At 58.0% G+C, this 19,436-nt stretch carries 24 protein-coding genes; 6 read left to right on the top strand and 18 right to left on the bottom strand.

All coding sequences use genetic code 11. The features are described 5' to 3' along the window. The first annotated feature begins 15 nt into the window (after positions 1-15). The gene (locus QQF73_RS04850; protein ID WP_218635239.1) at positions 16-159 is read left to right on the top strand and encodes a DUF3096 domain-containing protein; all 144 of its coding nucleotides are present in this window, start codon (positions 16-18) and stop codon (positions 157-159) included. Positions 160-169: 10 nt separating this feature from the next. On the opposite strand, the gene QQF73_RS04845 is transcribed toward QQF73_RS04850, so the two are convergent. Further along, the gene (locus tag QQF73_RS04845) at positions 170-1,036 is read right to left on the bottom strand and encodes a LysR substrate-binding domain-containing protein (RefSeq protein WP_219868055.1); all 867 of its coding nucleotides are present in this window, start codon (positions 1,034-1,036) and stop codon (positions 170-172) included. 560 nt (positions 1,037-1,596) lie between these two features. Between QQF73_RS04845 and QQF73_RS04840 the strand changes: the two genes are divergently transcribed. Further along, positions 1,597-2,427 carry a hypothetical protein gene (locus QQF73_RS04840; protein WP_219866584.1) on the top strand — a complete coding sequence of 277 codons (831 nt, stop codon included), beginning with the start codon at positions 1,597-1,599 and terminating at the stop codon, positions 2,425-2,427. Positions 2,428-2,467: 40 nt separating this feature from the next. Here QQF73_RS04840 and QQF73_RS04835 read toward each other — a convergent pair whose 3' ends face one another. After that, the gene (locus tag QQF73_RS04835; protein ID WP_219866585.1) at positions 2,468-2,767 is read right to left on the bottom strand and encodes a hypothetical protein; all 300 of its coding nucleotides are present in this window, start codon (positions 2,765-2,767) and stop codon (positions 2,468-2,470) included. 30 nt (positions 2,768-2,797) lie between these two features. After that, complete coding sequence (locus tag QQF73_RS04830; protein WP_219866586.1) at positions 2,798-3,178, bottom strand: SpoIIAA family protein; 381 nt, start codon at positions 3,176-3,178, stop codon at positions 2,798-2,800. Between the two features lie 91 nt (positions 3,179-3,269). On the opposite strand from QQF73_RS04830, the gene QQF73_RS04825 reads away from it, so the two are divergent. Next, on the top strand, positions 3,270-3,572 hold the full coding sequence (locus tag QQF73_RS04825) for a 2OG-Fe(II) oxygenase (protein WP_219866587.1): 303 nt from the start codon (positions 3,270-3,272) through the stop codon (positions 3,570-3,572). Here QQF73_RS04825 and QQF73_RS04820 read toward each other — a convergent pair whose 3' ends face one another. Then, complete coding sequence (locus QQF73_RS04820) at positions 3,573-4,220, bottom strand: hypothetical protein (RefSeq protein WP_219866588.1); 648 nt, start codon at positions 4,218-4,220, stop codon at positions 3,573-3,575. Between the two features lie 118 nt (positions 4,221-4,338). Then, a complete protein-coding gene (locus QQF73_RS04815) occupies positions 4,339-4,647 on the bottom strand; it encodes a hypothetical protein (RefSeq protein WP_285367424.1) in 309 nt (102 codons plus the stop codon). Positions 4,648-4,816: 169 nt separating this feature from the next. Between QQF73_RS04815 and QQF73_RS04810 the strand changes: the two genes are divergently transcribed. Continuing rightward, positions 4,817-5,509, top strand: coding sequence for a c-type cytochrome (locus QQF73_RS04810; RefSeq protein WP_219866589.1), 693 nt, complete (start codon positions 4,817-4,819; stop codon positions 5,507-5,509). A gap of 28 nt (positions 5,510-5,537) precedes the next feature. Here QQF73_RS04810 and QQF73_RS04805 read toward each other — a convergent pair whose 3' ends face one another. Then, on the bottom strand, positions 5,538-6,287 hold the full coding sequence (locus QQF73_RS04805) for an NAD(P)H-dependent oxidoreductase (RefSeq protein ID WP_285367421.1): 750 nt from the start codon (positions 6,285-6,287) through the stop codon (positions 5,538-5,540). An 89-nt stretch (positions 6,288-6,376) separates the two neighbouring features. Here QQF73_RS04805 and QQF73_RS04800 point away from each other — a divergent pair, with 89 nt between their 5' ends. Next, on the top strand, positions 6,377-7,261 hold the full coding sequence (locus QQF73_RS04800; RefSeq protein WP_285367420.1) for a LysR family transcriptional regulator: 885 nt from the start codon (positions 6,377-6,379) through the stop codon (positions 7,259-7,261). 4 nt (positions 7,262-7,265) lie between these two features. Here QQF73_RS04800 and QQF73_RS04795 read toward each other — a convergent pair whose 3' ends face one another. Together QQF73_RS04795 and QQF73_RS04790 are read right to left on the bottom strand one after the other, a co-directional pair. Next, positions 7,266-9,299 (bottom strand): alkyl/aryl-sulfatase, encoded by a 2,034-nt coding sequence (locus QQF73_RS04795; protein ID WP_285367418.1) that lies wholly within the window; start codon positions 9,297-9,299, stop codon positions 7,266-7,268. A gap of 66 nt (positions 9,300-9,365) precedes the next feature. Beyond that, on the bottom strand, positions 9,366-10,268 hold the full coding sequence (locus QQF73_RS04790) for a LysR family transcriptional regulator (RefSeq protein ID WP_285367416.1): 903 nt from the start codon (positions 10,266-10,268) through the stop codon (positions 9,366-9,368). Positions 10,269-10,373: 105 nt separating this feature from the next. On the opposite strand from QQF73_RS04790, the gene QQF73_RS04785 reads away from it, so the two are divergent. Then, positions 10,374-11,000 (top strand): class I SAM-dependent methyltransferase, encoded by a 627-nt coding sequence (locus QQF73_RS04785; protein WP_285367414.1) that lies wholly within the window; start codon positions 10,374-10,376, stop codon positions 10,998-11,000. A 56-nt stretch (positions 11,001-11,056) separates the two neighbouring features. Here the strand turns inward: QQF73_RS04785 and QQF73_RS04780 are convergent, their stop codons facing one another. The 10 genes from QQF73_RS04780 to QQF73_RS04735 all read right to left on the bottom strand — a co-directional run bounded on the left by QQF73_RS04780 (position 11,057) and on the right by QQF73_RS04735 (position 19,401). Beyond that, positions 11,057-11,584: a cyclic nucleotide-binding domain-containing protein gene (locus QQF73_RS04780; RefSeq protein WP_219866595.1), complete on the bottom strand. Its 528-nt coding sequence runs from the start codon at positions 11,582-11,584 to the stop codon at positions 11,057-11,059. A 70-nt stretch (positions 11,585-11,654) separates the two neighbouring features. Then, complete coding sequence (locus QQF73_RS04775) at positions 11,655-13,580, bottom strand: alpha/beta fold hydrolase (protein WP_285367412.1); 1,926 nt, start codon at positions 13,578-13,580, stop codon at positions 11,655-11,657. A gap of 106 nt (positions 13,581-13,686) precedes the next feature. Continuing rightward, entirely contained in the window at positions 13,687-14,127 is a 441-nt protein-coding gene (locus QQF73_RS04770) for a universal stress protein (RefSeq protein WP_219866597.1), read from the bottom strand. A gap of 121 nt (positions 14,128-14,248) precedes the next feature. After that, on the bottom strand, positions 14,249-14,704 hold the full coding sequence (locus QQF73_RS04765; RefSeq protein WP_285367410.1) for a DUF4112 domain-containing protein: 456 nt from the start codon (positions 14,702-14,704) through the stop codon (positions 14,249-14,251). A gap of 67 nt (positions 14,705-14,771) precedes the next feature. Next, positions 14,772-16,073, bottom strand: coding sequence for an MFS transporter (locus QQF73_RS04760; RefSeq protein WP_285367409.1), 1,302 nt, complete (start codon positions 16,071-16,073; stop codon positions 14,772-14,774). A gap of 150 nt (positions 16,074-16,223) precedes the next feature. After that, positions 16,224-17,219, bottom strand: coding sequence for an NADP-dependent oxidoreductase (locus tag QQF73_RS04755; protein ID WP_219866600.1), 996 nt, complete (start codon positions 17,217-17,219; stop codon positions 16,224-16,226). A gap of 81 nt (positions 17,220-17,300) precedes the next feature. Next, positions 17,301-17,450, bottom strand: a complete 150-nt coding sequence (locus tag QQF73_RS04750; RefSeq protein WP_285367407.1) for a hypothetical protein — start codon at positions 17,448-17,450, stop codon at positions 17,301-17,303. A gap of 68 nt (positions 17,451-17,518) precedes the next feature. Then, positions 17,519-18,145 carry an NAD(P)H-dependent oxidoreductase gene (locus tag QQF73_RS04745; RefSeq protein WP_285367406.1) on the bottom strand — a complete coding sequence of 209 codons (627 nt, stop codon included), beginning with the start codon at positions 18,143-18,145 and terminating at the stop codon, positions 17,519-17,521. Continuing rightward, positions 18,145-18,369, bottom strand: a complete 225-nt coding sequence (locus QQF73_RS04740; protein ID WP_219866602.1) for a hypothetical protein — start codon at positions 18,367-18,369, stop codon at positions 18,145-18,147. The genes QQF73_RS04745 and QQF73_RS04740 overlap by 1 nt, the downstream gene beginning before the upstream one ends. A 135-nt stretch (positions 18,370-18,504) precedes the next feature. Beyond that, a complete protein-coding gene (locus tag QQF73_RS04735; protein WP_219866603.1) occupies positions 18,505-19,401 on the bottom strand; it encodes a LysR family transcriptional regulator in 897 nt (298 codons plus the stop codon). Positions 19,402-19,436 lie beyond the last annotated feature (35 nt).

The raw sequence follows: 19,436 nt of genomic DNA, 5'->3' as shown, positions 1-19,436 counted from the left end.
AAGGAGACCGCCCTCATGACCCTTCACCTGGAACTCGCCCCTCTGATCAGCCTCGGTGCCGGTATCGGCATTCTGGTGTTTCCCAAATTGCTCAATTACATCGTCGCGGGCTACCTGATTGTCCTGGGCGTCCTCGGATTGCTCGGCCATCCCATGTAACGCGGTACCGTCACGCGCTGGCTCGTAACACGCTCTGGAAGGCTTCCTTCACGTGGGTCGCCAGGGCGTCGTTGACCGGCGTGGATCGTCCGCGCACGAGCGCCAGCTGATAGGAGCCGATTTCCGGCAAATCATCGCTGGAAAACTGCTTCAGCGGCGGACGAACCAGGCTCTGGGGAAAAGGCGCCACAGCAAGATCCGCTACCATCGCCGCCTCCTGGCCGGAGCAGTGCTCACAGGTATAGGCAATTCGATAGGCGATACCAGCCCGGTCCAGTGCCCGTAAAGTCATGCGGCGCCAGGCGCATCCTTCGTGGGCCATGGCAATCGGCAATGGCGTTCGCTGAAATGCCGCCCCTCCTTCCCGACCGGCCCAAACCAACGGCTCCTCGTGCACAACCTCGCCGCGGATACTCCGGGCTTCGTCCGCCACCGTAACCAGCGCGAGATCAAGCTCACCAGCATCCACACGGGCCAGATTCTGTTTGCTGGAGCCAACCACCACATCCACGAGTATCGCCGGGTAGGAACGAGCAAACTGAGCGAGCACTTCCGGCAGTATCCGGGTGCCGACATCGTCCGAGGTTCCAATGCCCACCTTGCCTTCCAGTGTGGGCGCAATGAAATGCTGGACAGCCTCTTCGTTCAGGCGCAACAACCGTCTGCTGTAATCCAGCAGAATTTCGCCTTCCGTTGTGAGCCTGACCTGCCGGGGCTCCCGCACAAACAGGCTCTTTCCAAGGCTCCGCTCCAGCTGTTTGATCTGCATACTCAACGCCGATGGCGTTCGGTGAACAACCTTGGCCGCTCCGGTAAAGGTTCCACACTCCGAGATCGCCACGAAGGTTCGAAGCACGTCATTATCAAGCAACGGCATGTTCACGGGGTACCACCTCCTCCACCAGAAACATATGATTAATGACATAAGCATAACTGAAGGCAGAGTTAAAATCTTTTCGTTTGATTGAAAGCAAATGAAACCCCATCCTGTGTCGTGGCAAGCACTTGAGTTTGCCTTCAGCAGCAACTGCCCGCGATTAAATTCACACGACCATCAGACAGGTGACGGCGATGCCCGAAATGAGAAACCATCATCAAACAACCGTGCTAGGGCCTCTTTCGCACTGGATGGAGCACTATTCCCGTCGTCAACAGTTTCGGCGTATAGCAAAGACGCTACTCGCGGAGAGAGACGAGATCCTCCTGGATCTTGGTTATGAGCGGCGCGAAATACTCAGTGCCATGCACCTGCCGCTGCGCAGCGATGCATTAAAATACCTGGAGTCACACCGTTCAAAATAATCAGATGAGGCGAAGGGCTTCTCTTCGCCGCATTTGGTTGCGCATTCCCGAGGCTGTGCTAAACAATATTGAAGGAGTTTCAATTGACAGATCAGGCCGTTCTGTCAGCAATCAACATTGCCGGGGGCCTGACAAATGAAACCCGAGAACCGTCCCTCTTTTTCTATCCTGGCCATCGTTTTTTGCCTGGCCATCATTTCGGCACGAACTTCCCTTGCTGAGACTGAGTCCGAGGCATTCCCTGACCGCACCATGATCCAGCTAGGCGCACTTTTCGTCCTCGACTCAAACACCAGCCTCACGGCAAGCGGTGTACAGACCGGGCTCGGCACCACCATTGACTTTGAACGGGATCTGGACGGCGACACGACAATCACAACACCGAGCTTTGAATTCTACTACCGCTTCAACTCTCGCCACAGGCTGGAATTGGCGGCGTTTCAACTCGAACGGGATGGCAGCCGGGCAATAACACGGACCATTACCTTCAGGGATCGTACCTTTACCACAAGTACCCAGGTCGACAGCACCATCAATAACGACGTGTACAAGGTGGCGTATGCCTACAGTTTCTTTCACATCGACCAGGTCGAACTGGCGTTTTCGGCAGGACTCAATGTCCTGGACTACGAGGCGGAGCTGGCATCCTCCGCCGGTGGGTTCGCAGAAACTGCAGCAACGACAGCCCCCATGCCGGTCTTCGGATTTCGAATGGACTATGCGGCAACGCCGCGGCTGACGGTCCGCTTCCGGACCGACACCTTCTATTTCGATTTCGAGGACAAGATCCGGGGCTCTTTGCTGGAGCTTCAGTTCGGCGCGGAATACCGCGTGTTCCGCAATTTCTCAGTAGGTGGCTCACTGTCGCGACTGGCCATTGATGTCGACGTGGATGACGACGACTTCAATGGCAGCCTCGATGATCTGTACCGGGGGGCCCGGCTTTATGGGGCGTTTTATTTCTGACGCTGCTACAGCGGTGCTGGCGTCGCCAGGTGTTGAGCCATTACCTTGCTCCCCGGGAGAAAGCAGTAACTTCACCATTCGAAGCTGCGAACAAGAGTTCCCCCGCGACCGGATCGTAAGTGCCTAGATCGGTGAACTGCCCGTCACGGGAGTGACCGCTGGACTCTCCGCAGTTGCTAGCTGTGTAAGCTACCTCGTAGACATTGAAGGCGACGTCAGGAATCGTCAGTTGCCCGAGGAACTGGCGCGCAGTTCCATCGGTACCGGTAATTTCCCCGTCGGGAGCAATGGTGATTGCAGTCACAATGGCACCGGCGCCATCCATGGAGTATGTAGCCAAAATTTGCGTCAGGGAAGCGCCCCCGATCGCTCATCCCTTCAGCCACCTGAGCGCATCGGCCTCATGCTCGAAAAATTTCAGGTCACCCGCCATGAACCAGTTGGCAACCTTCGCTATGTTGTCCTGCCAGACCTTGTGACCGAACACCGCAATTTTGTCGATCTGCAGACCGTGTTTCAGTGACAGGTTAAAATCATCCCAGGCCGCGCGGATTTCCCAACCTTCGAGGTCTCTCACATCAAACAACACTTTCACCTTTCGTTTTTCTATACCCGCCAAGGCACCATCAATCATGGGGCTGATGACCTTGAAATCTTCGTGAGTCAGCCTGCCCTGCGCCTTCAAGGCCAGGAATACATCGTCTCCGACCCGGTCGATTCCGATGGACAGGCCATGTCGTGTTAAAGTCATCTCCGGTCCTCCCTTTCTTGAGTGACATCCGAGCCACCTGCTAACTTGTAATCAGACTTTCAAAGATCCGGAAGGTTCAGATATCGACACCATGCCAGCGAACGTAAAAACCCGAATTCTCTTTCGGTCGAAGCGCCTGAACATCTATCTGGTGCGTTACCCGCAAGGACACAAAGTAGGCCCTCACCTGGACATGATCGGCGACGGACGCCTGTACAAGCTCAATTGTGTGCTTGCCAAGCCCAAGGCCGGAGGCGAGTTCCTGTGCGAGAAGAACATTTTCAACGTTTTCGGTAGGGTGATCCTCTTTCGCCCGGATCTCTATCAGCATCGGGTTTCCAGGATTGAACGCGGGAATCGCTGGCTGCTGAGCTTTGCGCTGACCACTCCCTGATCAGCGCAGCCGAGTCCTGTTCTTGAATCTGCGCCTCCACCAGATCAGGAACATCCCGGCAGCCATCGTCATTAGCGACGAGGGCCCGGGAACTGACAGGGCTCGAAGTGTCGTGATTTCTCCGCCAAGGCCATACATGGTGACAACATCATTCACCACGGCCAGATCAATCGCGGTCGAGAACATTCCCCCGGTGAACCGGTTGACCGGAAAATCGTCCGGACCGGATAAGAAGGGGGTCCCGTTGAAGTCAAACCCCATACTGACAACATCCGGACCGTATCCACCTGTTGGAACCTCGTCGGCATATCGGAAGGCGTTGTCGAGAAAGGTCAGGAAATGGAAGGCGCCACCAGCGCCCTGATAAGAAAGCCCCAGGGTTGAAAATGACCAGGACAGCACCTCTCCTTGTCCGGTGCCACCCGCACCACTTCGAATTGCCGCCGGATCAAAGACAATTTGACCGGTCATCGTCGCATCGCCATTCGTGATCACGACTCCGTCATCCCTGACCAGGGGAGCGAGCGGATCCTGATCACCAACGTTGGAAAAAATCCTCGTTGTTCGGCCTTCGAAATAGTAAGTGATTGGAACAGCCCAAGACACTGAGCTTACGAGCAAAAGGAGAATAGAAATTATTGAGCGCATGGCACTGACTTCCCTGTGAGACGCTAGGCAAGTGCCCAAGCATTATTGATGCCGAAGTCTTAACAACAATCACTTAGCGCTACCCGGGGACAGTCAGTGTTTAAAAAGCTGACACTACTCAGCCAACCGGCTGACAACCCCGAATGGCCAGCGCAATGTTCGCGCTGGCGACAATCTGGTCGTAGTATTTCGACGCCGAGTTGACGCCCATATCTGCATAGCTGCCCGCTTCCGGACTGACCAGCCGGCTCAGCTGGGCCAGTGCGGCCGCCGATTGCCGATCCTGCTCATAGGCATTGAACGCCTGATAGATTTCACCGCAGGTGACTCCATCGCCATCCGTCGCGGCTGCTGTCATGTAGCCGGAGGTCTGGCATCCAGACAACATCGTGGTAGCGGCAATGGCGAACAATAAAGGGCGTTTCACAGGTAGTTCTCTCCAGAGGTTGGGAATAAACCGGTGTTCGGATCTTGCGGAATACTAACAGAAAACGCCGCCATTCTACGGTGACACCGTTATTTTCATACGCTCCGGGGATGAGATTCCGGCCGAATCCATTCACAATGGCCCGACATTCATAGGTTATGGGAAAACAATGCGATTTTTGTTCGGTTTCATTGCGGCCTTCGTCGTTCTGGCACTCATGGGCGCCGCAGTTGTTCAGAGTGGAATTTACAACGTGGCCGCAACGGACAAGCACAGTCCGGAAATGAAATGGCTCATTCACACAACGATGGAACGATCGGTTCAGGCTCAAAGCCAAACGATCGATGTGCCGGGTGACCTGGGCACAGAAGCCATGATTCAACAGGGTGCACAGGCTTACGATCAGCTTTGTGCCGCGTGCCACCTCAAGCCCGGCAAAGACAGTTCGCTGCTGCGTCAGGGTCTGAACCCGACACCACCGAACCTGACCACCGAAGGCCATTTCGACGCTGCAAGCCACTTCTGGGTGATCAAGAACGGGATAAAAATGACCGGCATGCCTGCATGGGGCGAGACCCACGCAGACGAGGAAATCTGGGAGCTTACGGCTTTTTTACAGCAGCTACCCGAACTGTCGGAACAACAGTATGCAGCGCTCATTCAGCCCGCCGAAGGCGAGAATGCCGTGGCGGGAGATGGCCATGACCATGACCACAGCGAAATGGCAGGCATGATGGCCGGGGAATCCTCAATGAAAGCGTCCAGCCATCACTCGGGGGAAAGCAGCGGAGCCTCTGAACAGGGTTCCGTGAAAGAGGGCACTGAGGCTGATGACCATTACGCAGACGGACATACGCACTGACCGGAACACCAGCCTCCCAAGGCTTGCGTCACAGACGCCAACGCATGGGATGAGACGGCTTCAGTACGCCGTCATCATCCCAGTCATCCCATCCGGTAAACGGGATCGGCGTCTCTCTGCCCAATCCCTCAATCCGTGAGACCCAAGCCTGCTTTGCAGTTTCCAGGTGCTCCCGAAAAACACCCTCCTCCTGATACCGGATTCCACCTCCCTGAATGCCATAGCTGACCTGGGGAGCCAGCACATCAAAACCGACGTAATACAGCGAAGAGTGGATCGGCCACAGCCATTCGACCATATTCCCTGCCCGGCCGAACGGCATGAACGCGTGTTCCGGGGAGCCAGTCGTGACCGAACAGATCGCCTGTTTGCCGCGAAAATGGCCACGGTCGTAGCGCCGACTGCCGGAATAGAGCCCACCGTAGACCAGCACCCGGTCGAACCAGCCCTTGAGGATAGCCGGCTGTGCGTGCCACCACAGGGGAAACTGGAAGATAACAAGGTCCGCCCATTCCAGGCGGGCGATCTCACGCTGAACATCGGTGGGAAGCGGTCCGCGCTCGTAGTGGGCGCGCTGCTCGGTCAACGGCGCGAAGTAGCCTTCATCAACCCGCTCGGCGCAGTGCCCGGCCCGTTCCACCGGATCGAACCCTTCCCGGTAAAGATCGTCGAATTCGACCTCATGTCCCTCGGCTCGAAGCCTCTCCTCGGCCACGCTTGCCAGACCGCCGTTGAATGACGCCCGCTCCGGATGGGCCAGTACAATCAGCACATTCATATCGCTTCGCTCCTGTTGCATCTGTTTCGTAACAGCCTAAGCTGTTCCTCAGCACACAGGAATTCCCTAAAACTGAGAACTAACTTTGCATGAATGAACAACGCATTCGCTGGGACGATCTGCAGATTGTCTGGGCCATTGCCGACACGGGCACACTGTCAGGCGCCGGGCGGCGACTGGGTATCAGCCATGCCACGGTATTTCGCCGGCTCACAGACATGGAGGAACGTCTCGGCGTGGCCCTGTTTGAACGGTCTCGCACCGGCTACTCTCCAAGCCCGGCTGGCGAAGATCTCGCCGCCGTCGCAAACCGTGTCGAGACCGATATCGTGGCTGCTGAACGGCGACTGGCCGGGAAAGACCTGAAGCTTTCCGGCAGCATTCGGGTGACCACCACCGACACCCTGTTCACCGGCCTTCTGGCGCCCATTTTTTCCGACTTCCGCTCCAACTATCCGGAAATCAGCCTGGAAGTAGTTATCTCCAACCAGATTCACAGCCTGAGCAAGCGCGAGGCGGACATCGCCATACGCCCTACCCGTAACCCGCCTGAAACCCTCATCGGCCGACGCGTTGGCGATATTGCTCTGGCGGTCTATGGTCAGCGGGTTAAGTGGCAAACCGAGCGACGCCCCCTCTCCATCACGGACCTTTCTGAGCAACCGTGGGTAGGACCGGACGTTCACATGGGGGATACGACACTGGAAAAGTGGATGAGCGAGGGAGGCCGGGCAGCGCAGTGCCATTACCGGGTAGATACCATGCACGGTATGCAGGTAGCGGCTCGGGGGGGAAGCGGCATTACGGTACTGCCCTGCTACCTCGGAGACGCCGATCCGCAGCTGGTGCGACTCTCCGAACCGGTGCCAGCACTGACGACAGAACTCTGGATGCTGACGCACCCGGATTTGAGGCACGTCACACGAATCCGGCGATTCATGGACGAGGTCGGAGAACGACTGCGTCGAACCTGATAACTCAGGGTGTCACGACATTGAACCGCCCCTCGGGCTTATCCAGCATGCTGAAGAAACCGAGCAGGTCCAGCTTGCTGCCCTCGAAGCGGATGTCATCGCTGAACAGCAGTTCCTTCAGGCCGGCATTACCCACCAGAAGGTCGACAAACATGGGCCGCGTCAGCATGAGAGTAGCGTCGGCGGGGGTATCGGCGTCGGTCAGCCGGTTGTGCAGCACCGAGTTTTGCAGTGTTAGCAGGTAGCTTTCCTGAAGGTCCGTGAAGGTGATCTTGATCGTCATGGCTTCGCCCTCGGCATCGTCGGCATTCAGGCGTACCGCCATACTGTCAAAGAACAGGGAGACCGGTGTATGGAGCAGTACCTCCCGCATCATGGCCGGCTTGATACCTTCCTCCGGCGAACCGTGACGCAACTCGTAGGCACCCGTCAGGTAGAAATCGCGCCAGGGCGCCGATTCGGCCTGGTACCCAAGCTGATCGTACACATCCGCCAACAGCGCCTTGGCCTCGTTGTTGTCCGGGTCCGCAAAAACCAGATGGTTGAGCAACTCGCCAAGCCAGCGATAGGTATCCCGACCTTCGGTCGCAGACATATCCGAGGCAGCCTCGAAATCCTGCCGGGCCTGATCCAGGATCTTATCGGCGCCGCCCATCATGGCAACATACCGTTTTGCCGATTCCGCTTCCGGTAGCGGGTTGAGTTCTGACGGGTTGGCGGTAAACCAACCCAGGTAGCTCTGATAGACCGCCTTGGCGTTGTGGGAGACAGTGCCGTAGTAGCCCTGGTTGTGAAACTCCTCATTCAGTGCCGCCGGCAGTTGAAGATTCTCCGCAATCTCGCGCGGCGTCGCGCCCTGGTTCATCATCCGCACACTCTGGTCATGGATGAACTTGTAGGTATCGCGCTGCTTGACCAGGAAGTCCTGAATGTTGTCCCGGCCCCAGAGCGGCCAGTGGTGGCTGGCAAAGTACACCTCGGCTTCGGCAAATCGCCGCCTGGCCTCGTCGATGTAGCCACTCCAGATTCGGGCGTTGCGTACTTTCGCACCTCTCAGGGTGTAGAGGTTGTGCAGATTGCGGCTCACCAGCTCAGCGCCGCAGAACGCCTTCCGCTCGGGCAGGTAAAAGGTGAATTCCGAGGGTGCTTCCGAACCGGACACCATCTGGAAAACCAGGGGCACCCCGTCCACGATGAGTTCCGTGCCAGTCTCGCTGATCACATCGGTTGGTGCGGCAAAACCAAAGGTCCCGAACGCCGGTCCCTTGCCCAGGCCGGTGCCGACATGGCCACGATCATCCCGTCGGAGGCGTTTGCCATACATGAACATCGCGCGCCGGGTCATGGCAGGGCCCGCGATGATGTTCTCGCTGGTGGCTTCGTCTTCAAAACCGGCGGGAGCAATGATCCGCAGGTTGGCCTGCTCGGCATCAGACAGGTGCTGCAAAACTCCCCGCACCCCACCGAAATGGTCAATGTGGCTGTGGGTGAAAATGATCGCCCGCACCGGTTTCTCCCCGAGGTGTTCCCGGGCAAACAGGAAGGCTTTGCTGGCCGTTTCACGCGCAGTCAGTGGATCCACCAGGATCCAGCCAGTGTCGGTCTCGATGATCGACATATTAGCCAAATCGTAACCACGGATCTGGTAGAGCCCTTCGGTGACCTTGAACAGACCGTGAATATTATTCAGGGCCGCCTGGCGCCAGAGACTGGGGTTGACCGAAGCAGGCGCATTCTCGCCCTCAGCGTCCACGAAGTCATAGTCCGGCATGTTCCAGACCTCACCCCCACCGAGATGCTCAGTCATCAGCTCCGGGTCCTGTGCAATCAGGCCGCGGCGGGCATTCGCAAAGTCGGAATGGTTGTCGAACGGTCGTTGCTCCAGCACTTGCTGATTGGCTTTGCCGGTACTTGCCGTCGGGGCGCTGTGGCCGGCGGAATTGGCTTGGGACGACTGGTCCGGGCCAGAATCGCAGGCGGCCAAGGCGAGCGCAATGCCCAGGAAAGGGGAAAGAAAAACTCTGGGAGAAAAGGACATAGATAAAACTGCCAGTCTGTTGTTTTTGTGAGCGAGAGTTGTCATCAGGTCAACGTGGATTCTGTATCAAGAGCGCGACGAATCCGTCCTTTGGAAGTAAGCCCCGAGTTCATCAGCAAGATAATCAAATACCGTTCTAACCCGGAGATTCATCCTTAGCTCCCGGTGGGAAACGAGCCACACGTCACCACCAAACTCCGTGTCAGGAAAGGCCCGCTCGAGGGTTGATTCTGCATCGCCAATGTCTGTGGGCACCATCCCGATACCAAGGCCCAGCCTGGTCATTTCCCAGTGCACCAGATGGCTGTCGGTTTTTACGGAAAAACTCTCTTCGTTCAACGCAATGCCACGGGCGGCCAGTGCGCTCATGTACCTCTCATTATCCGACACAAACCCGATGTAACCCGCTTTCTGGCAGTCTTCGGGACGATGGCTCACAAGGTCGGAGGTTCCATAGAGCGTGGCCGAGAAGCGCCCGACCTTGCGGGCAATCAGATCGGGCTGGGTCGGACGAAAATTCCGGATCGCTATATCTGCGGCCCGCCGCCTGAGATCGCTGGCTTCGTTGGAGGCCACCAGGCTGACCCGGATTCCCGGATACTGGCATCGTAATTTCTTCAGGATCGGCGGCAGAATATAAGCCGCTGTGATCTCGGAGGCGGAGATCGCGATCTCGCCTTCAATGGACGTCGCTCTTCCGGCCGCAGCAAGTGAAAGACTGTTCGCCGCGTCTCCCATCGCCCGTACATAATCGAGCAGTTCCAGCCCGTGCTGGGTGAGCTCCAGCCCTCGGCTACCCCGCTCGAAAAGGGCCGTCGAGAGTTCCTGCTCCAGCCCGGCCACCTGCCTGCCCAGGGTAGGCTGGGAAATCCCCAGCGCCTTGGCTGCCGCGGATAACGAGCCCTCCTCAGCGGTCACGAGGAAAGCCCTCGCACGATTCCAGTCAAACGTTACGGTTCGCCAGTCCATTCAGATATGAATACCAGTAGTGCCATTTTGGCAATTCTAGCAACAGAATTGCAGAGATAGAATGGCACCGACTGTTCAAAGACGACTGACTACCCGGGGGGCGACATGAATTCATCTGTGAAGTACTGGGATCGCTCTGCCGAGCGCTATGCCCGGCGCCCCATCGCCGACCCCGGGGCCTACCAACGGAAACTCCAGATCACCCAGCGGTATTTGCGCCCCTGCATGAACGTGATGGAATTCGGCTGCGGCACGGGCTCCACCGCGTTGGTCCATGCGCCCCTGGTCAACAGTTACCTCGCAACAGACGCCTCTCCAAGGATGATCGACATTGCCAGGAAGCGGATGGCCGATGGGCCGGCCAAAGGCCTCCGTTTCGAGGTGGCCACGCTGGAAGACCTGGACCACCGACATGAGGAGTTTGACGCCATCCTGGGTTTGAACATCCTTCACCTGCTTCCGGATCCTGCGTCCACAATCGAACGCATCTTGGCCCTGCTGAAGCGGGGCGGGGTGTTTGTCAGCAACACCGCCTGCCTGAAAGACACCCGGGGCTATCTGAGACCCGTCGCAGCACTGGCTCACTACTTACACCTGACTCCCTATGTCCATTTTCTGTCCCGAAAGGAGCTCGAACGCGACCTGAGAAGCGCAGGCTTCCGGATTCAGTTTCGCTGGGTACCGGAGAGCACGAAAGACGTCTATTTCCTGATCGCCACGAAAGAGAAGTAACTGAGTAAGGAAGGCGCGGCAGAGGCGCCCTGAAGGAACTCGTTGCGACGGGCGCTTCATTTGTCTTTTGAACCGCGAACCTTTGGATAGATCTTGTGCAACTGGGCATCAAGCTCTGCCAACATCGACGCCATGTTAATGATCGTCCTGGCCATGCCCCGGGCAAGATTAAGGAGCATCAGGCCAAAAACGTCCGGCTCATGTTGATGAAGATCCAGGAAGTGGCCACAGGTAATCTCGAGAACGACGGCATCCGTTTCAGCCTTCGTGGTAGCCGGCCTGTCAGAGAGGGCGATCATTGGAACAAAGCCCATATCATCACCCGGCTCATGGCAGCGCGCGAGCGTCCATCCACCATCCTGCCGCGGCATCAGGGAATGCAAACTGCCGTTCAGCACGATGTAGAAAGCCTCGCTGGGTTCGCCAACTGCGTACAGGCGCTCACCGGCTTCTACCCGGATAAGGCGCCCCTTCCTCATCATCCGCAGTATCGCCTCTTCCGGAAGCGCACCGAAGGTTGAGAGCTCGCTGAAATAGCCGGGGCCTTGCTCGTGCCAGTAGCTCAGGGCATCAATTTCGCGCATCTGACCGCCACCTGATTGAATCGCTATATCTGAAGTATAGCCTCCCTCCAAACAAGCCCCAGCCCCGGCACTACAAGGCGTTTTCCAGCGTTCCCTGCAAGACTGCCAGTTGCACCGTGCCCTCCACATTTACGAAGGGTACCAACGCATCCCTGGACCAGCTTGCCGGGTATTGCGGGTGGAATCCGTACACCAGCAAGGCAAGTTCATCGCCGGGTGCCAGAGATTCAGCAACCCCCACCAGTTCAATGACCGCCTGATCCTTGAGACCTCGCACCGGCTTGATCTGATCGTCGATCAGTTGCCAGCGACTCCCATCCGCGCCCCGTTTCCCAAGGCCGACAAACACAATCGGATCACAACCGGCGGCGTAAGGATCCAGCTCCACATCACAACTGGAACGGCCTGTCAGATCAGACACCGTGAGTCTCGCAGTGGGAATGCCCCCCAATGTCAGGCCAGACTCACCCGCTTTCCCAAGAATCAGTGCCGCGGGCGGTTGTGAGGCCGTTGCTACCGCCTCATACCCCGACGCGACTGGCAGGTCGGTTGCCACCGCCCGCTCGACCACGTTTTCTCCCTCGAGCACCCCGCCCTCAAGGTCGGGCGCCGGGAAACTGTCAAAAGGCACGCTGATTGACCGGCCATCATCCAGTGACAGGCACACTTCGGAGCCGGTCCCATCGAAGAAACTGGCAAGTGGCTTGCCCTGAAGGTGATGCTCCAGCCAGTTCAGTGTTGCGTCTGAGATGGAGATCTTGCCGCAGGCAAACTGGCCTGCCGCACCCTGAAAGCCCGGCAGTTCCAGCAACCCTGCAGTGGGATCCACATATTCCGCCGGTTGCAGCTCTTCGGGCGCCTCAACCGGCAGTATGTGACCCGTCTGGTGGGTCAGCAGCCGCACATCGCCGCCGAGGGCTTTCAGGCACTCGAAATTGCGCCAGGCATCGTTGAAGTTGAACAGCGTGTCTTTCATGCCCTGGGTCAGCAACACGTCCACCTTCGGGTAGGGGGTTGGTTCAACATCGAATGCCGGTGGATTGATCTGGTAATTCAGCAGATCCGGAGCGTCCGAGACTGAAACCGGCTCACCGGTGCATCGATACGCAGGGCTGTGGTAATAGAAGAAATCGAGGCCGGCTTCAGGGAACCGGTTCAGGGTTGCCCCCTGAGCCAGGATCTCCCGAATGATCGGGTCCAGGCCGTCGTTACCACCGCCGGTGGAGCCCGCTTCGCCCCCTGCCACAAGCACGAGATCCCACCCCGTCTTGATGACGTTGCCGGGATTCAGGCTGTAACGAAGATCGTACCAGGTGATGTCCGGCACCATGGCATCAAGCCGCTGGCGCGGGTCCTGGCCGTGCAGCAGGAGTTGAAAGCCACCCCCGTAACTGCCGCCAATAGCGCCAGCAACAAGATTGGGGTTCAACGCCTCGGGAAGGCCGGGCTCATTACGGTACTGCAGGTAGTCGAGGTTTGCCTCGGCCCAATCGAGAATCTGGATGAGATCCCGGCCCTCGAACTCGGGGTCCATCACCCGAACGGTACCGGTACTCTCTCCAAAGCCCCGCTGATCCACTGAAATGACCGCAAAACCGGCCTCGCGATAGTTCTCGAAACCTTCCGTACTGCGGGATCCACCAAATCCGTGACCGTGCAAGACCAGCGGGTGGCCCCGGGCGCAATCGATTCCACCGATCGGTTCAAGCACCTGAAAGGCTATTGTTTCACCACTGGCGGAAGTCAGCATAACCGGATAGCTGCGGCCGCCCTCCCCTGGCGCATCGTCAGAACAGGACACCGGTGGCGGCAGCTGGCATTGGGGAGGCGCCCCCTCCCCGGGGTTCTCACACGCCGGCCGGGGTCCCGCGTTGCTCTGGGCGGACTGATCGGTGGCATCGTCGGAGGAGGTTCCTCCGCATCCGGCAACAGCCAGGGCGAGGAACCATGGAATCAGGCGATGAAGGGGCATCCGTGAGCGGATGGAATGAGGCATTTGTTGTTCTCCTTGTTGTTTCATTCAGAAAGCAACAAGGAATAACGGGACTCGATCGCACTCTGTTCCGTCCCGTTTCAACAAAGGCCCAAAAGGACAAAAAGCCTCAGGCTCCCACGACCGTAACCGCCCCGTGGGCGTGCCTGACAATCTTCTCGCTGACGCTGCCAAGGGTGAGACTGCGTACCAGGGAATGACCACGGCGCCCCAGCACCAGGTGCGTCCCCGGATGGGCGTTCATGTATTCCAGAATTTCGTGCGCCGGGTCTCCGCTGAGAAGAACTTCTTCTGCAGCGTCAGTCCGTCCACGGATGGCATCCTTGGCGGCGTCGAACACTTTCCGGCTGTAATCGTGCTTGCCAGCCTCAATCTCACTGTGCTCGACACCGGAAATCACCAGCACCGATTCCTTCGACGCAGGATATACGGTTAACAGTTTGAGCGGGTGGCCCATAGCGTCTGCCAGTTCCGCCGCCATTTTCGCCGCATTCAGGGAATGCACTGACTCATCACAGGCAACCACGATACTTGGAGAATCCTTGTCCATGACGACACCTCGTTCGCAGGATGTATGTTTTTCAATTATCACCCTTTGAGGATCGGCGTGGTTGATTCAGATCAACGCCGAGAGGAGGGCCGCACTTCTTGAAGCCCTTCCATGCGATTGCCTAAAAAACCAGCGTCAGACCAACCGTAATAGCCGCAAACAGGATAGACAACCCGATCAGGGTCATCCAGGGAAACGGCTGCCTTGGTGGCTCGACCGCAAGCTGTTCCTCGAGGTAGTGTTTGAGCAGTCGGGTGTTGCGGGTATTGGCTTTGTAGACCGCATCAAAGGCGTCGCCCACCACCGGCAACAGGCCACCCAGAAAGTCGATACCCATGTTACGCACCATGCGTAGCTTGAGCGCCGTGCCGGCGCCGGCGCGATGCGCTTCGACGAGCACGTAGCTTGCCAACACCAGGCCGGCGAGATCGCCAATCCCCGGTAACAGGCCGATAACAGCGTCCACACCGATCGTCACGCGGGTGAATGGAATCGGGATGCTGCTGTCGGTAAACCGGCTGAACTTTTCCAGCCGTTGGAGTATTGCCCGTTGCCGGGCTTCAATAGGCTTTGCCATCACATCTCCAGAAGCAGGTTAGGCATGCACTCCCACCCGTGATTAGGGGATCGGTCCTGAATCAGCATTAGTCAGGTTCCTTGGCCTCCGTGGACGGCACCTTCCACATCAGCACGAAGCCGATCAGCAGGAACACCAGAATGGTGCTCATGCCCCAGCGCTGGCTGTCGGTAATCGCAGTCACCCATCCCACCAGCAACGGGCCGGCGAAGGCGGTGGCCTTACCGGAAAACGCGAACAGGCCGAACATCTGGGTCTGGAGATGTGGCGGGGCAACCCGGGCCAGGTGAGACCGGCTGGCCGATTGCAGCGGCCCCACGAAAATCCCCAGGATCATCCCCCACACCCAGAACGCCGTCGCACCATCCACCACCAGGATGGCCAGCGCGCTGCTGCCCAGCCCCACCAGCGCCAGCAGGATGGTGTTTCGCCCGCCAAGGGCGTCGTCGATCCAGGCAAAGCCCAGCGCGCCCAGACCTGCCGTCACGTTCAGGGCGATGGCAAATTGAAGGACTTCGGTGGGCCCCATGTTGAAGGTACCGGCGGCGTACACGCCCCCGAACGTAAAGATCGTAGCCAGGCCGTCGGTGTACAGCATGCGAGCGATCAGGAAGCGGACGATGTCCTTGTACTGGCGGACATGGGCGATGGATTCTTTCAACTGGACGAACCCGGCGCGCGTAGCTTTGGCCAGGCCCAGACCGGTTGGGGGCCGGTCCGGGATGAAGAAAAACGCCGGCAGGGCAAATACCAGATACCAGACAGCGACGAGAACGAAAGTCGCACGAACGTGTTCGGCCTGATCCCGATCCAGGTTAAAAAGGTTGGCGTCAGCCTCGATAAACCCGTACAACGCGACAACCAGGCTGGTTACACCTCCGACGTAGCCAAGACCCCAGGCCCAGCCTGACCAGCGGCCGGTGCGCTCCTGGCTGGCCAGGTCCGGCAGCAGGGCATTGTAGAAAATGAAGGCAAATTCGGCACCGAGGGTGCCCAGGCCCACCCACAGTGCAGCGCTCCAGAACTGGTCCTGATCCGGCGTAATGGTCCACAGCATGGCGGATGAGACCACGCACAGCAGGGTAAAGCTGATCAGCCAGGGCTTGAGACGGCCGGTCTGGTCCGCAATGGCCCCGAGCATCGGCGCCAGGATCGCGATAAACACGCCGGAGATCCCCACAATGTTGCCCCAGGCATTGGTGCCGGCGACCTCGTCCTGCACCACCGATACGCTGAAATACTGGGCAAAGACAAAGGTGAGAATGATGGTGAAAAAGGCGCTGTTGGCCCAGTCATAGAGCGCCCAGGACCAGAGTGCCCGCTTGTCTTCCTGCGCGCCCGACGGCTGGACTTCGGTGGGCTGTTCCATTGCATCTCCACAACCGGTGAAAAGAAGATCGGCCCAGCAACAATGGCGGCCCGCCTACTGTCTGACGTTCAGAATCATATCATCGTGTTACGTTTTGTCGTCACCCTTGATCGATGCGTGAACACACATCTTGCACAGGGAACTCGGGCCTTAGAGCTTTACCATCAGCTTGCCTTTGTTCTCACCGGTCAGGAACAGAGACAACCCACTCATGGCCGACTCCAGCCCCTCCAGGACGTGTGTCCGGTATTTGATTTGTCCGCTCTGAACGTAGGGCGTTAGCTTGGCATGCAGCTCTTTCGTCTTGTCCCTGTGGTCGGGCATGGTGAAGCCCTGAATGGACAGGCGTTTCTTGATGATGCGCATCCAGTTGGGGCCAGGGCGCGGGTTGGCTGAGGTGTAGTCGGCAATCATGCCACACACCACGATGCGACCATGGGCGTTCATCCGTTCGAACACATAGTCCTGGATGGGGCCACCGGTGTTCTCGAAATAGACATCGATGCCGTCCGGCGCCAATTCGTCCAGTTTCGCGCCAAGGTCGTCCGTCTTGTAGTTGACGGCACCGTCGAAGCCGAGTTCATTGATGATCCAGTCCGCCTTCTCATCGCTGCCAACCACACCGATGACCCGAAGGCCATCGGCCTTGGCCAGCTGACCCACAATGGAGCCGACCGAACCGGCGGCACCGGACACCACCAGCGTCTCGCCCTTCTGGGGGTGACCATAGCCATACAGGCCCTGGGTAGCGGTCAGCCCCGGGAGGGCAAAAACTGACAGCGCCATTTCCGGGGGCAGGCTCTTATCCACCTTGCTCACACCCGAGCCATCGGTCAGGGCCATCTCCTGCCAGCCAAACATCCCGATGACCTGATCGCCAACGGCAAAATCCGGGTGTTTGGAGGCAACGACCTCGCCAATGCCCGAGGAGCGCATGACGTCACCCAGCTCCACTCGTGGAATGTAGCTGTCGGTGTCCTCACTCATCCAGCCCATCATCGCCGGATCAAGGGACATGTAGGTCTGACGGACCAGCACTTCGCCATCGGCGGGCTCCGGTACATCTTTCTCCACCACCTCGAACAGTTCCGGACCGATTGTCCCGGCAGGTCGCTTCACGAGATTAATTGCTTTGTAGGTGCTCATCGGTAGTTGCCTCCTGTGGAATTTCATCGAACCGCTGACAGGTACCACTATGGAGGGACGAAGGCTTTAGTTAAAGGGCGGTCAGCGGGTGTGGTCCTCAACCTCTTCGTAACATTCAACAGACAGGCGCTTGCCAAGCTGTCGCATTCCCTCCATCTGCTTCGGATTCTGGCCCTGCCAAAACTCCCGCCAGGAATCCAGAGACTCCCACCTGGCGACCGTCAGAATCACTTCCTCCCCACAATACGTTTTGTGCCACCGGCGCCCACAACCATGCCTCTCTCGTCGTCATGGCGGCGCTACATCCGAATGACGACATCCTCGTATTCAAAACGCACTTTCGCCATTGCGGCGCTGTGATCCCGCGCACTTCGATGTCCCAGGGCGACAATTGACGAGGTTTCGAGCCCACGTTCAGACAACCCCAGAACCTGATCGTAAGCCTGCCGGTCGAAGCCGGTCATCGGGCAGCTATCGATTTGAAGTGCGGCCGCTGCGGTCAGCAAAGTCCCAAGCGCAATGTAGGCCTGCTGGTGCGCCCATTCCCTTTTTTCGGCGGATGACATGGAGGCCAGCGCTTGCTTCATATGACCGGCATAGCCTGCAATGTCCTCGAAGGGAACCCTTCGGACCTTCAAATACTGCTCGACGTAACGATCCACCGTTTGATCACCGACCCGGTTGTACACGGCAAAGACCACCAGATGGGAACAGCCCAATACCTTCTCTTGCCCGAACGAGTGCGGCAAGAGGTCTCTGCGTACCGCGTCGGATTCGATAATGATCATCTTGTAAGGCTGCAAGCCGTATGAAGAGGCACTTTTCCGGGCCGCGTCGATCAGCGTTTCAACGGCTTGGGTGCTCAGCTTCTCCGGCGAAAATTCACGAACTGCATAACGCCAGTCCAAGGCTGCATGAATGTCCATTATTTCACCTCCGCGGAAGGAATTGCGATCGACCGCAACGGAGCTGCATCTCCACCACGGATCTTCAGTGGCGCTTGCCTGGACTCAGGAGTTATCAAGTTCAAACGACCGATCTCGTCAGCAGGGCCCCAGGGGCTTGCAGCCACATCGGCTGCACTGGCCGATGCCGGCACCAGAAACAGGGACAGAACAATGGAATGGTAGAGTTTGGTTTGGCGATGCATAACGGTGCCTCCTTCAGGTTGGAGTCGCCACTTTATGAAACCGCCAGAGATGCTTAAATGGATGGAATGGAACTATATAATTTCCAATATGGTAACAATAAAACCCACGAATTGATCAGACCTGAGCTAACCGCGCTATTCCCAATAAGGCCTGTCGCCCAGATGCTGATCCAGATGTTCCAGCAGGAGCCGTACTTTCGTCGGCTGCTTTCGGCCAGGGGGAAAAAGCGCGAAGACGGTGTAGGGCCTGGGCGGGAAGGCTTCGAGAAGAGGAATCAACGCGCCGTTCTCGATATCTTGCTGCACCAGAAAACGCGGCAGCAACCCCACCCCCATGCCTCTCAGCAGGCTCTGGCGGATCGCGAGGCTGCTGTCCGTCCGGAAATTGCCGTTCACGGTGACTTCCTCTCCCCCCAGTTCCCAGACTCTGGGCCGGTCGTGAAAGGTGAAGGCCAGGCAGTTATGCCGCTCAAGGTCGGCAGGTGAGCGAATCGCTGGCGCGCTTTCCAGATAGCGTGGCGAGGCACAGACGATGTTTCTGGACCTCCTGAGCGGTTTGGCAAGCAGACTCGAATCAGAGAGCGAACTGCGTACCCGGATTGCAATGTCTACTCCCTGCTCGACCAGATCGACCATGCGATCACTGAGTTGCAGGTCGACCTCAATCTCCGGGTATCGATTCAGGAAGCTGTCGATGGCCTCCGTAATATGGGTCAGGCCAAAGGACATAGGCACGTTGATTCTGATCGAGCCCTTTGGCTCTGCCTGAAAGCCCCGGGCCTCCAGCTCGGCATCCTCGAGGTCATCCAGAAGGGCCTGGGTACGCTTGAGAAAGACCAGGCCAGCATCCGTGAGATTCATCCGGCGTGTCGTGCGATTGATCAGGCGGGTATCGACGTCTCGCTCGAGAAACGCGATGTGTTTACTGACCGTCGCAGCAGTAATGTCCAGATCCTCTGCCGCTTTCGTGAAACTACCCAGTTCCGCGACGCGCCGAAAGATCTTCATGGCATTGAGCTTGTCCGTAGCCACACTCACTTCCTAATAATTTCCAAATTGGAACAAGT

It is taken from the genome of Marinobacter albus (assembly GCF_030238305.1).
Taxonomy (GTDB): Bacteria; Pseudomonadota; Gammaproteobacteria; order Pseudomonadales; family Oleiphilaceae; genus Marinobacter; species Marinobacter albus.
Note: the sequence above shows the minus strand (reverse complement) of the source record. Positions and strands in the feature narration are given on the sequence as shown.

What these genes read in the sequence shown, in the direction of transcription:
- QQF73_RS04850 (WP_218635239.1), top strand. Translation starts at nt 16, where the DNA reads ATGACCCTTCACCTGGAACTCGCCCCTCTGATCAGCCTCGGTGCCGGT.
- QQF73_RS04845 (WP_219868055.1), bottom strand. Translation starts at nt 1,036, where the DNA reads ATGCCGTTGCTTGATAATGACGTGCTTCGAACCTTCGTGGCGATCTCG.
- QQF73_RS04840 (WP_219866584.1), top strand. Translation starts at nt 1,597, where the DNA reads ATGAAACCCGAGAACCGTCCCTCTTTTTCTATCCTGGCCATCGTTTTT.
- QQF73_RS04830 (WP_219866586.1), bottom strand. Translation starts at nt 3,178, where the DNA reads ATGACTTTAACACGACATGGCCTGTCCATCGGAATCGACCGGGTCGGA.
- QQF73_RS04825 (WP_219866587.1), top strand. Translation starts at nt 3,270, where the DNA reads ATGCCAGCGAACGTAAAAACCCGAATTCTCTTTCGGTCGAAGCGCCTG.
- QQF73_RS04820 (WP_219866588.1), bottom strand. Translation starts at nt 4,220, where the DNA reads ATGCGCTCAATAATTTCTATTCTCCTTTTGCTCGTAAGCTCAGTGTCT.
- QQF73_RS04810 (WP_219866589.1), top strand. Translation starts at nt 4,817, where the DNA reads ATGCGATTTTTGTTCGGTTTCATTGCGGCCTTCGTCGTTCTGGCACTC.
- QQF73_RS04805 (WP_285367421.1), bottom strand. Translation starts at nt 6,287, where the DNA reads ATGAATGTGCTGATTGTACTGGCCCATCCGGAGCGGGCGTCATTCAAC.
- QQF73_RS04800 (WP_285367420.1), top strand. Translation starts at nt 6,377, where the DNA reads ATGAATGAACAACGCATTCGCTGGGACGATCTGCAGATTGTCTGGGCC.
- QQF73_RS04795 (WP_285367418.1), bottom strand. Translation starts at nt 9,299, where the DNA reads ATGTCCTTTTCTCCCAGAGTTTTTCTTTCCCCTTTCCTGGGCATTGCG.
- QQF73_RS04790 (WP_285367416.1), bottom strand. Translation starts at nt 10,268, where the DNA reads ATGGACTGGCGAACCGTAACGTTTGACTGGAATCGTGCGAGGGCTTTC.
- QQF73_RS04785 (WP_285367414.1), top strand. Translation starts at nt 10,374, where the DNA reads ATGAATTCATCTGTGAAGTACTGGGATCGCTCTGCCGAGCGCTATGCC.
- QQF73_RS04780 (WP_219866595.1), bottom strand. Translation starts at nt 11,584, where the DNA reads ATGCGCGAAATTGATGCCCTGAGCTACTGGCACGAGCAAGGCCCCGGC.
- QQF73_RS04775 (WP_285367412.1), bottom strand. Translation starts at nt 13,580, where the DNA reads ATGCCTCATTCCATCCGCTCACGGATGCCCCTTCATCGCCTGATTCCA.
- QQF73_RS04770 (WP_219866597.1), bottom strand. Translation starts at nt 14,127, where the DNA reads ATGGACAAGGATTCTCCAAGTATCGTGGTTGCCTGTGATGAGTCAGTG.
- QQF73_RS04765 (WP_285367410.1), bottom strand. Translation starts at nt 14,704, where the DNA reads ATGGCAAAGCCTATTGAAGCCCGGCAACGGGCAATACTCCAACGGCTG.
- QQF73_RS04760 (WP_285367409.1), bottom strand. Translation starts at nt 16,073, where the DNA reads ATGGAACAGCCCACCGAAGTCCAGCCGTCGGGCGCGCAGGAAGACAAG.
- QQF73_RS04755 (WP_219866600.1), bottom strand. Translation starts at nt 17,219, where the DNA reads ATGAGCACCTACAAAGCAATTAATCTCGTGAAGCGACCTGCCGGGACA.
- QQF73_RS04745 (WP_285367406.1), bottom strand. Translation starts at nt 18,145, where the DNA reads ATGGACATTCATGCAGCCTTGGACTGGCGTTATGCAGTTCGTGAATTT.
- QQF73_RS04740 (WP_219866602.1), bottom strand. Translation starts at nt 18,369, where the DNA reads ATGCATCGCCAAACCAAACTCTACCATTCCATTGTTCTGTCCCTGTTT.